This is a genomic window from Polaribacter sp. Hel_I_88, assembly GCF_000687935.1.
In the GTDB taxonomy this organism is placed as follows: domain Bacteria; phylum Bacteroidota; class Bacteroidia; order Flavobacteriales; family Flavobacteriaceae; genus Polaribacter.
The window spans coordinates 2,089,874-2,105,583 of the sequence record NZ_JHZZ01000001.1; the positions used below are offsets into that span (position 1 = coordinate 2,089,874).

Annotated in this window: 16 protein-coding genes; 10 read left to right on the forward strand and 6 right to left on the reverse strand. The window is 29.1% G+C overall.

Features of this window, described 5'->3' with window-relative positions; all coding sequences use genetic code 11:
• Positions 1–5: 5 nt before the first annotated feature.
• Together P161_RS0109385 and P161_RS0109390 are read right to left on the reverse strand one after the other, a co-directional pair.
• Entirely contained in the window at positions 6–2,207 is a 2,202-nt protein-coding gene (locus P161_RS0109385; RefSeq protein ID WP_026776751.1) for a S9 family peptidase, read from the reverse strand.
• A 199-nt stretch (positions 2,208–2,406) separates the two neighbouring features.
• Entirely contained in the window at positions 2,407–3,204 is a 798-nt protein-coding gene (locus tag P161_RS0109390; RefSeq protein WP_026776752.1) for a prohibitin family protein, read from the reverse strand.
• A 283-nt stretch (positions 3,205–3,487) separates the two neighbouring features.
• Here P161_RS0109390 and P161_RS0109395 point away from each other — a divergent pair, with 283 nt between their 5' ends.
• Genes P161_RS0109395 through P161_RS0109410 form a run of 4 tightly spaced genes read left to right on the forward strand, consistent with a single transcriptional unit; the run spans position 3,488 to position 8,076 of the window.
• A complete protein-coding gene (locus tag P161_RS0109395) occupies positions 3,488–5,221 on the forward strand; it encodes a hydroxymethylglutaryl-CoA reductase, degradative (protein ID WP_026776753.1) in 1,734 nt (577 codons plus the stop codon).
• Positions 5,221–6,150: a GYDIA family GHMP kinase gene (locus P161_RS0109400; RefSeq protein ID WP_026776754.1), complete on the forward strand. Its 930-nt coding sequence runs from the start codon at positions 5,221–5,223 to the stop codon at positions 6,148–6,150. Before P161_RS0109395 ends, P161_RS0109400 begins: the two co-directional genes overlap by 1 nt.
• A gap of 58 nt (positions 6,151–6,208) precedes the next feature.
• Positions 6,209–7,498, forward strand: coding sequence for an NAD(P)/FAD-dependent oxidoreductase (locus P161_RS0109405; protein WP_081817013.1), 1,290 nt, complete (start codon positions 6,209–6,211; stop codon positions 7,496–7,498).
• A 23-nt stretch (positions 7,499–7,521) separates the two neighbouring features.
• On the forward strand, positions 7,522–8,076 hold the full coding sequence (locus P161_RS0109410) for a thioredoxin family protein (protein WP_026776756.1): 555 nt from the start codon (positions 7,522–7,524) through the stop codon (positions 8,074–8,076).
• A gap of 21 nt (positions 8,077–8,097) precedes the next feature.
• On the opposite strand, the gene P161_RS0109415 is transcribed toward P161_RS0109410, so the two are convergent.
• The 4 genes from P161_RS0109415 to P161_RS0109430 are packed head-to-tail and all read right to left on the reverse strand — an operon-like array spanning position 8,098 to position 10,248.
• Complete coding sequence (locus tag P161_RS0109415; RefSeq protein WP_026776757.1) at positions 8,098–8,964, reverse strand: YkgJ family cysteine cluster protein; 867 nt, start codon at positions 8,962–8,964, stop codon at positions 8,098–8,100.
• Positions 8,965–8,975: 11 nt separating this feature from the next.
• Entirely contained in the window at positions 8,976–9,212 is a 237-nt protein-coding gene (locus P161_RS0109420) for a hypothetical protein (protein ID WP_026776758.1), read from the reverse strand.
• Positions 9,213–9,221: 9 nt separating this feature from the next.
• Positions 9,222–9,890 carry a thiamine diphosphokinase gene (locus P161_RS0109425; RefSeq protein ID WP_231494724.1) on the reverse strand — a complete coding sequence of 223 codons (669 nt, stop codon included), beginning with the start codon at positions 9,888–9,890 and terminating at the stop codon, positions 9,222–9,224.
• 22 nt (positions 9,891–9,912) lie between these two features.
• Positions 9,913–10,248 carry a hypothetical protein gene (locus P161_RS0109430; protein ID WP_026776760.1) on the reverse strand — a complete coding sequence of 112 codons (336 nt, stop codon included), beginning with the start codon at positions 10,246–10,248 and terminating at the stop codon, positions 9,913–9,915.
• 205 nt (positions 10,249–10,453) lie between these two features.
• Between P161_RS0109430 and P161_RS0109435 the strand changes: the two genes are divergently transcribed.
• The 6 genes from P161_RS0109435 (at position 10,454) to P161_RS0109460 (ending at position 15,701) form a co-directional block, all read left to right on the forward strand.
• Complete coding sequence (locus P161_RS0109435; RefSeq protein ID WP_026776761.1) at positions 10,454–11,509, forward strand: sensor histidine kinase; 1,056 nt, start codon at positions 10,454–10,456, stop codon at positions 11,507–11,509.
• Positions 11,499–12,185, forward strand: a complete 687-nt coding sequence (locus tag P161_RS0109440; RefSeq protein WP_026776762.1) for a LytTR family DNA-binding domain-containing protein — start codon at positions 11,499–11,501, stop codon at positions 12,183–12,185. Before P161_RS0109435 ends, P161_RS0109440 begins: the two co-directional genes overlap by 11 nt.
• Before the next feature lie 36 nt (positions 12,186–12,221).
• Complete coding sequence (locus P161_RS0109445) at positions 12,222–13,319, forward strand: diphosphomevalonate/mevalonate 3,5-bisphosphate decarboxylase family protein (RefSeq protein WP_026776763.1); 1,098 nt, start codon at positions 12,222–12,224, stop codon at positions 13,317–13,319.
• A gap of 8 nt (positions 13,320–13,327) precedes the next feature.
• On the forward strand, positions 13,328–13,732 hold the full coding sequence (locus P161_RS19100; RefSeq protein WP_081817014.1) for a toxin-antitoxin system YwqK family antitoxin: 405 nt from the start codon (positions 13,328–13,330) through the stop codon (positions 13,730–13,732).
• A 111-nt stretch (positions 13,733–13,843) separates the two neighbouring features.
• The gene (locus P161_RS0109455; RefSeq protein ID WP_026776765.1) at positions 13,844–14,770 is read left to right on the forward strand and encodes a mevalonate kinase; all 927 of its coding nucleotides are present in this window, start codon (positions 13,844–13,846) and stop codon (positions 14,768–14,770) included.
• Between the two features lie 28 nt (positions 14,771–14,798).
• Entirely contained in the window at positions 14,799–15,701 is a 903-nt protein-coding gene (locus P161_RS0109460; RefSeq protein ID WP_026776766.1) for a geranylgeranylglycerol-phosphate geranylgeranyltransferase, read from the forward strand.
• Positions 15,702–15,710: the final 9 nt, after the last annotated feature.

Here is a 15,710-nt window from a genome sequence, read left to right on the forward strand (position 1 = left end):
ATATATTATTTAGTTGATGTATTAATTAAATGCTCTTCTACAAAATTAGTCATTTTTGTATATAAATTTAAACGCATATTTTTTCCTCTAGAAATTGAGTGCGTTCTATCTGGTACTATAAATTGATCGAATTGTTTGTTGGCTTCAATAAGCGCATTTGTCATTCTAAAACTATTTTGAACATGCACATTATCGTCTCCAGTTCCATGAACAAGTAGGTAGTTTCCTTCTAATTTATCAGCGTAATTTATTGGCGAATTATCATCATAACCACTCGCATTTTCTTGTGGAGTTTGCATATAACGTTCTGTATACACAGAATCGTAAAAACGCCACGAAGTTACAGGAGCAACTGCAATTGCTGTAGAGAATATATCATTTCCTTTTAAAAGACAATTTGTGCTCATAAAACCACCATAAGACCAACCCCAAATACCGATATTATTTTCATCAATATAAGAACGTTCTGCTAATTTTTTAGCAGCAGCTATTTGGTCTTCAACCTCAAATTTACCTAATTCTTTTTGTGTTATTTTCTTAAAAGCAGCACCTTTTAAACCTGTTCCTCGTCCATCAACACACACTACAATCATGCCTTTTTGTGCTAGCATATTGTGCCAGTAATCGTTTGCTCCATTCCAACTATTACCAACTTGCTGAGAACCTGGTCCTGAATATTGAAACATCAACATTGGGTAGGTTTTCGATTCATCAAAATCAACAGGTTTTACCATCCACATGTTTAAATCATTACCATTAATATTGATGGTAGAAAACTCTTTTGGACTCATTTTATAGGCAGCTAAATCCTCTTTTAATTGAGCATTGTCTTTTATTACTTTTAACATTTCACCTTCTGCAGTATATAAAGAGTAAATTGGAGGTGTTTCAGCAGACGAATAGGTGTTGATAAAGTAATTTAAGTTTGTGCTAAAAGCAGCAGAATTTTGCCCTTCTTTATTACTTAATAACTTTTTGTTTTCACCATCTAAACCAATAGAATATACACCTCTATTGATTGAACCGTTTTCTACAGATTGATAATAAATAGTTTTCTTAGTATCATTAAAACCATAATAATTAGTTACTTCCCAATTTCCTTTTGTAATTTGGTTGATTAAATTTCCGTTAAAATCATAGTGATAAATGTGATTGAAACCATCTTTTTCGCTCGTCCAAATAAAGCTATTATCAACTAAAAAAGTAAGATTGTCTGTAATATCTATATACGCTTTATCAGTTTCATTTAGTAAAATAGTTGATGAACTTCTTAACGCATTTACTTTGTGTAATTTTAAATCATTTTGATGACGATTTAAAGTTGTTGCTACTAAAATAGCATCATTATTAGACCATTTTATTCTTGGAATATATTCGTAATCGCCTAAAGTAATTTTTTTAGTATTTCTGTTTGATAATGTAAACATTTGCAAGGTAACTGCTGCATTTTTTTCACCAGCTTTTGGATATTTAAAAACCAATTGATCTGGGTAGTTTTCAGAACCCACCAAATCCATAGAAAAAGTAGGAACATCAGTTTCATCGAAACGTAAAAAAGCTAAATATTCGCTGTTATTGCTCCACTCAAAAGCTCTAACAAAGGCAAATTCTTCTTCGTAAACCCAGTCTGTAATTCCGTTTATTATGTGATTCTTTTTACCATCTTTAGTAACTTGAATTAATGCGTTTTTACTGAAATCCTTTATAAAAATATTGTTGTCTTTTGCGTAGGCAACTTTTTTATTATCAGGAGAAAAAATAGGTTCTTGAATGTCTTTACCAATTAAAGATATTTCTTTAGAAGCAACATCATAGGCATAAAAAGTACCACTATAAGAACGTCTAAAAATCTTTTTAAAGTTGGTTCCTAATATAATTTTTGTTTCATCATTATTAAAACTATATGAAGAAAAAGATTCAAGGTCACCTAAATCTGCACTGCTTACAATGGTTTCAACTTTCTCTAAAGTTGCATAACTATATTTATCTACAGTTGTTACTCCGTTTTTATCAGTATTTAAAAGCGAATAAAAATCGCCATTCATTGAGTTTAAAGCATTCATTTTTTCAGGCGAAAAAGTGCCATCCCAAATTTCTTCGAGAGTTATTTCTTTTTTGTCTGATAATTCGTTTGATGTTGAGTTTGAGGTGTTTTTTGTACAGCCTATCATAAGTAAGATAGCTCCTAAAATGATTGTGTTTTTCATTTGAGACTTTGGTTTAATAAAAGTTGCTCAAGTTTACGAAATTATTGTGAAAAAAAGAGTCAATTTTATGGAAGTTTTAAAGATTATGTATTTTGGCAATAGATTATATATTGATTCTCAATTTTTACGCAAAAAAATTCTCGATATTATAAATAATAATATCGAGAATAGCTGAATTTAATAACAATCTACTTTTAATTTAATCTTCTTTTTTTGTGTTTATTTCCTCTTGACCAACAATTAAAGGAGTTTTTCCATCTGTAATTATCGTTTTTGCGTTGCTAGATCTTGCTAATTCTCTAAAAGCTTCTATAGCTTTTAATCTTAAAATACCAGGAGTTAAACCTTCTGCAATAATTAATTGCGCATCTCTTTCTCCTTTTGCATTAATAATTTTTCTTTCAGCCTCTAAAGTTTCTTGCTCTAAAACAAATTTTAAACGCATGGCATCTTGTTCTGCTTGTAATTTTCTTTCAATAGAGTTTGCTAAACCTGCAGGCAATTGAATTTGTTTCATTAATACACCAATTAATTCGATGCCATCTGCTTGTTTCTCAAGGTTAATTTTCATCTTTTTTAAGATTTCTAATTCAATTATTGAACGCATTCCTGAGTGCATATCTTTTGCGAAAAATTGTGCACAAACATCTGATGCTGCAGATCTAAAAACACTGGTAATTACAGATTCGTAATCTTGCCCTAAGTTTTCTAAAACAGAGGCAACTTTATTTGCTTCTAATCTGTATAAAATCGATATTTCAGAATTTACACTCAACCCTTCTTTACTAGGCAAGCTTAAAAATAATTTAATGTTTTTTGTTTTTGTAGATTCAATTAAAACTTTACTCGTTAAAGGATTGTAAATTACAGTTCCTTGTGTTTTTGTTTCTTTAGATAGTTTTCCTAAAGTTTGTTTAATACCAACTTCTCCTGGTCTTACAACTGCACAACTATAAAAGAAACCAACAATTAAAATTAATATACCAAGATTTTTCATAATTAAATATTTTAAAAATTATACACACAAATTTAATAGTAATGCTTTTATTTGTGCGATTTTTGTAATAGTAATTACTTATAAAATAATTACTAAATCTTATTCACTATCAACTTTGTGTTAATTATATTAATTTTTAAAGATTTTAATAATAATTATTATTTTAAGTGATGAACATTTATAGTTATTATAAAAAAAATATTTTTTTCTTATCAAGTCTTCTTTAAATATATAAGAACTTTGCAAAAGTTTCAGTTATATTTGTTTCTAATAGATTAAAAAAATGAGTAAAATTATTTCTGGGTTTTCAAAATTTTCAAAAGATGAAAAAGTTGATTGGTTGCTAAAAAACTACTTCAAGAATTCATCAGAAGTTTTAAAAGTTATACAACAATATTGGAATGATGATGAAAAGTTACAACAACTTCATGACGATTTTATAGAAAACACCATCACTAATTTTTACATGCCTTTTGGTGTGGCACCAAATTTTATTATAAATAATAGGGAGTATACAATTCCTATGGTTTTAGAAGAAAGTTCTGTAGTTGCTGCAGCTTCTTTAGTAGGTAAGTTTTGGAGCACTAGAGGTGGTTTTAAAACGAAAGTAATTGGTACTACAAAAATAGGGCAAGTTCACTTTATGTATGCAGGTAAAAAAGAAGATTTAAGAACCTATTTTGCTAAAAATAAAACCGAATTATTTGCTGCAACAGCTTCCATCACTCAAAATATGGAAAAACGTGGAGGTGGAATTCTAGAGATTGAATTGGTTGATAAAACAGATAAATTAGCGAATTATTACCAACTCCACATCACTTTTGAAACGAAAGATTCAATGGGTGCAAACTTTATAAATTCTTGCTTAGAAGCTATTGCAAAAAAGTTTGAAAATGACGAGATAGAAATTGTAATGAGTATTTTATCGAACTACGTTCCTGAATGTTTGGTAAGAGCAGAAGTGAGTTGCAAAATTGAAGAATTGGGTGGAGAAGATCCGCAGAAATTTGCCGATAAATTTTACCAAGCTGTAAAAATTGCTGAAATTGAACCTTATAGAGCAGTTACTCATAATAAAGGAATTATGAACGGAATTGATGCAGTTGTTTTAGCAACAGGCAACGATTTCAGAGCCATAGAAGCTGGTGCACATGCGTATGCTTCAAGAAGTGGAACTTATTCAAGTTTGTCTCATTGTACTATTGATGATGGGATTTTTAAATTTTGGATAGAAATTCCTTTGGCTTTAGGAACTGTTGGTGGTTTAACAGCTTTGCATCCAATGGCTAAATTTTCTTTAGAACTATTACAAAAACCTTCTGCAAGAGTTTTAATGCAAATAATTGCAGCAGCAGGTTTAGCTCAAAATTTTGCGGCATTAAGAGCGTTGACAACAAAAGGCATTCAACATGGACACATGAAAATGCACTTGCAAAATATTTTAAACCAGTTTGATGCCACTGCTACCGAAAAAGAGGAAATAACTGCGTATTTTGATAAAAGAACAGTATCCCATTCTGCAGTTGTAGAAAAATTAAAAGGTTTAAGAAAACCCAATGTTAAATGGGTAGATTTTTTAGATTTTGATACCATTAATAATAAATTATCTTCTTTAAATGAAGATTCAAAGCCAGTGTTTGGACAAATGAATGCGCAACAAATGATAGAGCATTTAAGTGCAGTAACTCAAATTGCCAACGGAAATTGGAATGTAAATGTGTTTGTTTCTGATGAAAAAACTGCAAGAAGAAAACCATTTTTACAAACTGAAAACGAATTGCAAACAGGTTTTAAAGCTTCTTTTTTAGCTGATGAACCTATAAAATTAAAATTTAGTTCTATAGATATTGCAATTGATGATTTATTATATCAACTACAATCTTTTTTATTAATTTTTAAACAAAATAAAAACAGAACTGTGGTGCATCCTTTTTTCGGCGAATTAAATTTTGAAGAATGGAAGAGGTTTCAAATAAAACATTTTACACATCATTTTAAACAATTCGATTTGCTGTAATGAACTATTATTCAAACGGAAAATTATTGATAACAGGAGAATATTTGGTTTTAGATGGCGCAAAATCTTTGGCAGTTCCAACAAAATTTGGTCAAGATTTAAGTGTTGATGCCATAAAAGAACCTCAAATTATCTGGGGAAGTTTTACAAATACAGGCAAATGTTGGTTCGAGGCTGTTTTCGATTTGCAGAAATTACGTTTAATAAATTGTTTTTTTAATTCCGATAAAGAAGGAAGTGCAGAAAATATTGCAGAAACCTTATTAGAAATTTTACAAGAAGCTAAAAGATTAAATCCAAATTTTTTAAATACGGAAAATGGTTTTGTTGTAAAAACAACTTTAACATTTCCTAGAAATTGGGGTTTAGGGAGCTCATCAACCTTAATAAATTCAATTGCAAGTTGGGCTAAAGTAGATGCTTTTCAATTACTTTGGAATTCCTTTAAAGGAAGTGGTTATGACATTGCTTGTGCTCAAAATGATACGCCTATTTTTTATCAAATAAATAATAAAAAACCAGTTATTAAGCAAGTTGAGTTCAATCCAACTTTTAAAGATAGCTTGTTTTTTGTGCATTTAAATCAAAAGCAAGACTCAAAAGAAGGCATTGCAAAATTTAGGGAAAGTGGAACTAATTTTGATAAAGAAATCAAAAGAATTTCAGAAATGTCCGATGAATTTTTAGCATCAACATCTATAGAAAACTTTAATAAATTAATTGTTGAGCACGAAGAAATTATTAGTAATATTATCCAACTAAAACCTGTAAAAGAAAAATTATTTCCAGATTATAGTTTGGGAGAAATTAAAAGTTTGGGAGCTTGGGGAGGAGATTTTGTATTGGCAACTGGAAATGCGCAAACACCAACATATTTTAAAAATAAGGGATTTAAAACTATTTTGAAATATTCAGAAATAATTTTATAAGTACGGACAATACCTCACAGGTTTTTAAAACCTGTGAGGTCTGAAAAAAAGTAAAAAGATGAGTAATTCAAGTAAGAGTGAATTTTTCCAGAAGCCTGTATTGAGCGAAGTCGAAATAGGGAATAAAAAGGGGCTCTCAGTAATAATTATAGGAGGTGGAGCAGCAGGCTATTTTACAGCCATCAACGCAAAAGAGAAAAATCCAAACTTAGAGATTACAATTCTAGAAAAAGGGAATGACGTTTTGCAGAAAGTAAAAATTTCTGGAGGTGGAAGATGCAATGTTACACATGCTTGTTTTGAACCAAAAGAGTTGGTGAAGTTTTATCCAAGAGGAGAAAAAGAATTATTGGGCCCTTTTCATAAATTTATGACTGGTGATACTTTTGAATGGTTTGATGATAGAGGAGTTCCTTTAAAAATTGAAAGTGATAATCGTGTTTTCCCAGAAGCAAATACAAGTCAGGCAATTATAGATTGTTTTCAAAAATCTGTCGACGATTTAGGAATTAAAGTAATTACAAATTGTGGTGTAAATGAGGTGCATCAAAAAGATGATACATGGATTATCACCACAAAAAAAGAAGTTTTTGAAGCAGATAAAATTGTAATTGCTGCAGGAAGTTCTAAAAAAGTTTGGGAATTGTGTGAAACTTTAGATCATTCCATTATAGAACCTGTTCCGTCTTTATTTACTTTTAATATCAACGACAAACGTTTGTTAGATTTATTGGGAACTTCTGTGCCAAATGCCACTGTAAATATTGTCGGTACAAATTTAGAAGCTTCAGGACCTTTGCTAATTACACATTGGGGAATGAGTGGACCAGCTGTTTTAAAACTCTCTGCTTTTGGTGCAAGAATTTTGGCTGATAAAAACTATCAATATAATGTAGAAGTGAATTGGTTATCGAGACCAACTGACAAAGTTTTGAATGTTTTATTGAATTTAAAAAAGAAAGAACCTCGAAAAACTGTTATTTTAAAATCGCCATTTGCAGAAATTTCTAAAAGATTATGGGAGCGTTTTGTGTTGTTTTCTGGGATTTCTAAAAATCAGAATTGGGCAGATTTAAATAGTTTTCAAATAGAAAAATTAGCAAGCGAATTAACCAAAGGAATTTATAACGCCAATGGAAGAACTACTTTTAAAGACGAATTTGTAACTGCTGGAGGCATTGATTTGAAGGAAATTAATTTTAAAAATTTTGAAAGTAAAAAACACAAAAACTTATTTTTTGTAGGCGAAGTTTTAAATATTGATGCAGTTACAGGAGGTTTCAATTTTCAAAATGCATGGACAGGTGGTTTTATTTGTGCACAAGCGTTGGCTGAAACTAACAACTAACAACTAACAACTAATAACTAATCATGGCAAGAACAGAATCAAACGAATTTAAAAACGGAACAAAAGCACCAGATTTTACTTTATTAAATACAATTGATGATAAAAAATATTCTTTACAAGATTTAAAAGGAGAAAAAGGAACTGTAATTATGTTTATTTGTAATCATTGTCCTTTTGTACTTCATGTAAATGCTGAATTGGTGAAAATGGCAAATGAATATCAACAAAAAGGAATAAATTTTATTGCGATAAGTGCAAATGATGTTGAGAATTATCCACAAGATGCACCATATTTGATGAAGCAATTGGCGAAAAATGAAAGCTATCCTTTTCCTTATTTATATGATGAAACGCAAGAAGTAGCAAAAGCTTATGATGCAGCTTGTACTCCAGATTTTTATGCTTTTGACGCAAATTTAAAAGTTATTTATCATGGTCAGTTAGATGATTCTAGGCCAGGAAATGGAAAACCAGTTACAGGAATTGATCTTAGAAATGCTTTAGAAAATTTATTAGAAAATAAAGATGTTTTAGAAAACCAAAAGCCAAGTGTTGGCTGTGGAATTAAGTGGAAGTGATTTTATGTTTTTCTGTTAATATTACTCTTTACCTCCAAAACTTTTAGCAGTTTCCACCCAATGTTCAGCAATTCCTTTGGCATCTGCACCTAAACTTTTTGCTAAATGTAACGCAATTGCAATCATTAAAATTGATGCTTTACTGATTTCTTCAAAAGTTTGTAAACTTCCAAATTTTACTTGTGCTTTAGCTAAAAGTAAATCATTATGTTTTTTTGCAAATTTAATTGGGTTTTCAATTTCATTGGTAATTTCTGGAATCATCAAAGCATCTAACCAATCTTTGCCGATTTTTTGGGCTACTATTTCAGGAGTTTCATTTCCTAGTTTTCGCCATTCTTTTAATGTTTTGGTGTCTCCAGATTCAGATAAACCAGATTCTAAAAATAACTCAAAACCAATATCAGCAATACTTTGCATCACCAATAAATATTCATCTTGTGCTTTTTCAAACAAATCTGCACCTTGTCCTTTTAAATAGTCGCCTACAGATAATTTTGGTAAATTTAAAACGTCAGCACAATCTGTTAAACAAGGAAAAGTAGTTCCTTCAAAAATATATTGAGCTTTATCAAACTGAATTTGACGACCTAAAGGATACAATCTACAAGCTAAAGGTCTTCCTTCATGAACACTACAACCAAAATCTGGAATATATTGGCTACAAGATTTTTGACCTTTTTGATCTTCCTTTCCATCAAAAAGTAATTGAATGCCACCAAATTCGGTATACAAATCTCTGAATTCTTCGGGTGTAATTTTTTTGGCTTCGCTAAAACACACAATTTCCCAAGGATTTAGCATGACAGCTTTTCCAAAACAGCAAGTTCCAGATCTTGTGCAGGTTAATGGTAAAATACTTTTAGAAGTCAGTTTTGTAGTTTGCATTCTCTTTAAATTTATTCAGCTATTTCGCCTCTTTGAGGTTTCAAAGCGTCTCTGTAAATTTTCATATCTTTTTCATCAACAGTAATAAAAGCCGAAACTAACATTGGGTTATTTTCTTTAATGTCGATTTCATAAAAAGATAAATTCTCTAAAGTTGCAAATTCTTTTAAGTGAATGGTATGATGTTTGGCAGTTTCTTTGGCATCTGGACCTCTAAAATCCCACAATAATTTTATTTTTCTACTCATTTTTATTTTTTATGTATGGTTGATAAATATGAACAATTCACCAGTTTCAAAAATAATTCTAACTGTATCTTGAATACCTTTATTTCTAGTTCCAATTCTTTTGCCAAAAACCAAATCTTCTTTATCTAATTGATACTCCAAACCTTGAGTAACAATATTTGTGGCTTTTGGAAACGGAATTAAAGACACAACTTTGTCTTTACAATCTGGTATTTTCGTGCTTTTATCAGCTAAAAAATAACGACTATGATTATCAATAAAAGTAAGTTTAAGTTTTTCTTTAAACTGAATTGCAGTGTGTAAATTCCCTAAAAAATGATCTTGCTCTTTTCCACTTGCTCCAAAAACATCAATATGTTTGAAACCCTTATCAAACAAGATTTGCAATATTTTATCAAAATCGGTAAAATCTTGATTGGGCGTTTGTATCACTTCAATTTCTTTTGGGATTTCTTGTATGGAATCAAAATCGCCAGCAATAAAATTAGGAATAATATTGTGTTTTTTTAAATATTGATAAGCGCCATCAGTTGCACAAATCATATCATAATTTGATGTGTTTGGAACTTCGTTTGGAGTTTCACCATTTAATAATAAAAAAACTTTTTTGGTTTTCATTGTTGACAAAAATACAAACAAAAAAGCATCAGTTCTAATTTTAGAAATGATGCTTTTCATTAACTAACATAAAGTTTTACGATTACTTTTTCCAAGTAAGAATAATTGAGAATAGTTTACCAATTAGAAAAATCACCATTCCAAAAGTAGGAGAGAGAAGTCCAATTTTTAATCCGCTAGCCAAAATTTCTGGAGAAAAAGTTTTGCTATTTATCGAAATTGCATTTAGTGCACCCAAAAGCCCAATTATAAAACCTAAAACTCCAAATACGAAGGAAAATAATGCCAAAGAATTAATGAGTTTGTGAGTTTTTTCGGTATTTTTCTTAATTCCTTTTGCAAATAAAATAATAATAACAATTAATAAAGCTAATAAAGGAACCATAAAAACTGGTCCACCATCCATAATAAAATTCATAATATGTGTTTTAAGATTATGTTGCTAAAGTATTTGATACATAGTTTCTAAAACTATTTTAGCGACCAATTACCAATTTGGTTTGGGTTTTAACAAATATTGTGTTTTTATAATTTTCTCTTTAAAAACAGTAGAATCACGCTTTAATTTGGTATTTCGTCTATTTTTACTCTAAATAAATTATAAAATGAGTTAATTTGTAAAGATGACTAAAATAATTATTAAAATTTTAAAGAAAGCCTTTTTACACCTTCTTTTTTGGGTTGTGGTTTGGTTTTTCTTTTCTAGTTTTTTTAGTGTAGGCTCTTCAAACGAGAACTTTATTTTTTGGTTTTCTACATTATTAAGTCTAATTGCAATCGTTTCTTCTTACGTATTTGTATATCATTTAATTCCTAATTTTTTAATTGTTAAAAAACAGAAGCTTTTTGTTTTATACACCTTTTATGCATGTGTTTTTATTGTTTGTGCTGTATTAATGACTGTAGTTTTTGGTTTCGTGTTTTTCTATAATTTGGAATATCAAAAAATGCCAGGATTAACTAAGAATTCTGGTGTAATTTTAGTGTGTGTTTTGTTAATTATTGTTTTGGCAAGTGCATTCAAAATTCTAAAGCATAATTTTAAATCGTTAGAAGAAAAAAAGACTTTAGAAAACAAGTTTTTACAAACCAAATTGCAACTAAAAGAGCAGGAGTTACAATTTTTAAAGATGCAAATTCATCCGCATTTTTTGTTTAATACCTTAAATACCTTGTATGGTTTTGCCCTGAAAAAATCTGACCAAGCACCAGAAATGATTTTAAAATTATCTAGCTTGTTAGATTATATTTTATATCAAGTTGATAAGCCTTTGGTGCATTTACAAGATGAAATTACCCATATTGAAGATTATATTTCTCTAGAAAAATCGCGCTTTCAAGAAGGTTTGGGAATCACTTTTAATAAGAATATAGATATTGAGGTTTTTGAAATTTCACCAATGTTATTATTGCCTTTTGTAGAAAATGCTTTTAAACATGGATCACAAATAAATGGAGTTGTAGAGGTAACTATAAATTTAAAGGTTGATGAAAATGAATTGAATTTTACGATTGAAAATTCTTCAATAAAAAAGGAAAATTCTAAAAAAGGAATTGGTTTAGAGAACATAAAAAAGAGATTAGAAATGTTGTATCAAAAAGACTATTTTTTAGAAATTTTACAAGAAGATAATGTGTTTAAAGTCAATTTGAAAATCACCAAAAAAAATGATGAATAAATTAAAGTGTGTTATTGTTGATGATGAACCAATGGCTAGAGAAATTATAGCTTCTTACATTGATAAATCACCTAATTTAGAATTGTTAGAAAGTTGTAAAAATCCTAGTGAAGCAATTTTATTTCTGCAAGATAATGAAGCTGATTTGTTTTTTTTAGACATTAATATGCCAGAAATTAATGGTTTAAGTTTGGCTAAAATTATTAATAATAAAGGACAAATAATTTTTACAACAGCTTACAGAGATTATGCAGTAGATGGTTTTAATTTAAATGTGGTAGATTATTTGTTGAAACCCATTTCTTTTGATCGATTTTTACAAGCCGTTCAAAAAGTTACAATCCATGAAACTTTAGAAAATGATAACGATTTTATGTTTGTAAGAGCAGATAGAAAAATGGTTAAAATTGATTTTCAAAATATTTTATATATTGAAAGTTTAAGCGATTACGTTAAAATATTTACCACAGAAAAAACAATTGTTATTCGAGAAACCATCAGTAATTTAGAAGAAAAATTACCCGCTAAAAAGTTTATCAGAATTCATAGATCGTTTATCATCTCGTTTAGAAAAATAAATTCTTACACCAACGAATTTATTGAAATTAATCAAAAAGCATTGCCAATTAGTAGAAGTTATAAAGAATCCGTTTTGCAAAAATTAGCAGAAGTATAGTTTTAACTTTATCTTTGTTATTTAAACATATAGACTTTGAATACAGATCAATTTTTAGTAAAATCGACATTAGATTATATTGATAAAGCTACCTTTAAGTGGCAAACTCCAAGTAATATTGCTTTGGTAAAATATTGGGGAAAGAGCAATCCTCAAATCCCAAAAAATGCTTCGATTAGTTTTACGCTAAATAATTGTCATACAAATACGAGTATCGATTTTCAAAGAAAATCGAACGCTGAACTTGATTCAGCATCTAAAACTGTGGATTTTGATTTGTTTTTTGAAGGAAAACCAAAAGAGGAATTCAAGCCAAAAATTGCAGAATTTTTTAAACGGGTTCAAGAATATTGTCCATATATCTATGAGTACAAAATGACGATTCATTCAGAGAATTCTTTTCCACATTCAAGTGGAATAGCTTCTTCTGCAAGTGGTCTGTCTGCAATTGCAAGATGTTTAATGAGTTTGGAGAGTGAAATTTCATCAAACTTATCAGCAGAATTCATCAATAAAAAAGCATCTTTTTTAGCAAGATTAGGTTCAGGCTCAGCAAGTAGAAGTATAGAAGGTCCTTTAGTGGTTTGGGGAAATCATCCAGAAATTGAAGGAAGTTCAGATTTGTTTGGTGTTAAATTTCCTTATAAAGTGCACTCAATTTTCGAAAATTATCAAGATGTAATTTTATTAGTTGATAAAGGTGAAAAACAAGTTTCAAGCACTATTGGTCATAACTTAATGATTGATCATCCTTTTGCCGAAAATAGATTTATCCAAGCCAATGAAAATTTGGCAAAAATGTCTACAATACTTCAAGAAGGAAATATCAAAGAATTTATCAATTTAGTAGAAAGTGAAGCCTTGACTTTGCATGCCATGATGTTAACAAGCAATCCATATTTTATTTTGATGAAACCAAACACGTTGGAAATTATCAACAGAATTTGGGAATATCGCCAAGAAAAAAATAGCAATATTTGTTTCACGTTAGATGCTGGTGCCAATGTGCATATTTTGTATCCAGAAAATGAAAAACATAGTATTAATAAGTTTATAGATAATGAGTTAGCTGTTTTTTGTGATAATAATCAATATATTTATGATCAAGTTGGTTTTGGTGCAAAACAGTTTTAATATTTAATATGATGAAAAAATTAGGTTTTATTTTATTGATTTGTATACTTTTCTCTTTTGTTTCAAGTGCACAAGAAAAGGTTTATTTTGATGCAAATTGGAATGTTACAACAAAAGAGAATGCAGTTTATTATCGTGCAATATCATCACAAAAAACGAAAAATGAATGGATAATAGATTACTATATTTCTGGTAAAAAAGCAAAGGAAGTTGCTACTTTAAAGGGAAAACCAGAAGGCAAGTTTTCTATGTATTACGAAAGTGGAGAATTAATGACTGATGGGCGTTACAAAGATGGAGAAAAAGATGGCATTTGGAAAACCTATTACAAAAACGGAAAAATAAAAGAGAAAGGGAAATACAATAATGGTGAGAAAGTTGGTGTTTGGAAAACCTATTATAAAAACGATTAGTTTTAAGTGCTTTTTTTGCAAAACTTTATAATAAAATAGTTTCAAACTATTCATAACCAATTACCAATTAATTATTTATTTGTATTTTTGTTATATATATCGAAAAAGAAAATGAAAGGACCACTTTTTTATGCTAAAATTTTATTATTTGGAGAATATGGAATTATTAAAGATTCTAAAGGTTTAGCAATTCCATTTAATGCGTATAGAGGCGCTTTAAAAACTTCAAAAAATTTAGAAGGGATTTCAAAAAAATCAAACGAAAATTTATATAAATTTTACACCTATATTTCTAATTTAAATTCAGACATTGTTTCTTTTAACTTAGCAGCTTTTAAAAAGGACTTAGATAAAGGAATGTACTTTGATTCTTCTATTCCACAAGGATATGGAGTAGGTAGTTCTGGTGCTTTAGTAGCTTCTATTTATGATGAATATGCTGCTGATAAAATTACAGTTTTAGAGAATTTAACCAGAGAAAAGTTATTAAAATTAAAGGAAATCTTTTCTTTAATGGAATCTTTTTTTCACGGAAAAAGTTCTGGTTTAGATCCTTTAAATTCTTATTTAAGTTTGCCAATTTTAATAAATTCAAAAGAAAATATAGAGCCAGCAGGAATTCCATCTCAAAAAAGAGGAAAAGGAGCTGTGTTTTTATTAGATTCTGAACAAGTTGGTGAAACTGAACCTATGGTAAACATCTTTATGAACAAGATGAAAAACGAAGGGTTTAGAAAAATGATTAGCGAAGAATTTGCTTTGCACACAGATGCTTGTATCGAAAACTTTCTACAAGGTGATGTAAAATCTTTATTTGGTAACGTAAAAAGTTTATCAAAAGTAGTTTTAAAGAATTTTAAACCAATGATTCCTGATGCTTTTCATAAAGTTTGGGAAAATGGAATTGCAACAAACGATTATTATCTAAAGCTTTGTGGTTCAGGTGGTGGAGGCTATATTTTAGGTTTTACAGAAGACTATAAAAAAGCACAAGAAAGTTTAAAAGATTATAAATTAGAGCTAGTCTATAGATTCTAATGAATTTTTCTTATGAGTTCTTCCAAAAATGAAGACGTTTCTAAAAAAAACATTCAGTTTAATATCTGTTGTTAGAGGTTACAACATTCTTGTTTTAATCTTTGCACAATATTTAGCGTCTATTTTTATTTTTTCTCCAGAAAAATCTATCCCATATATAATTTATGATCTTCATTTACATTATATAGTTTTAGCCACTGTTTGCGTGGTTGCAGCTGGGTATATCATCAATAATTTTTATGATGATAAAGTAGATAGAATAAACAGGCCTTTAAAAACAGGGTTGGATAATTATGTGCGTCAAGAAACGAAGTTAAGACTTTATTTTTTTCTGAATTTTGTTGGTTTTCTTTTTGGTTTTTTTGTTTCTTGGAGAGCAGGTTTATTTTTTGCAGTGTATATTTTTGGTATTTGGTTCTATTCTCATAAACTTAAAAAATATCCATTTACTGGCTTAATTACTGCAACTTCCTTAACATTAATGCCATTCTTTGTTATTTTTGTGTATTACAAAAACTTTTCAGAAATTATTTTCATCCATGCTATTTTTTTGTTTTTAGTGATTATGGTTCGAGAATTAATCAAAGATTTACAGAATATGAAAGGTGCCATTGCTAATAATTATGATACGTTTCCGATTGTATATGGTGAGAAAAAAACAAAACAACTTTCTATTTTACTATTATTTTTAACTTTAGTTCCAATTTTTTTTCTGTTCCAATATCCAGCTTTAAGTTATATGAAGTATTATTTTTATTTAGCTTTGGTGACGCTTTTGTTTTTAGCTTTTTTCCTATGGAAATCAAGAGAAAGAAATCAATACCGATTTTTACACAACGTATTAAAAATATTACTTTTAATTGGTGTTTTTTGTCTTGTTTTTATTGATACTTCTTTATTATTAGAAAAAGTAATTGAGAGATTGAATTAATTTGCAATT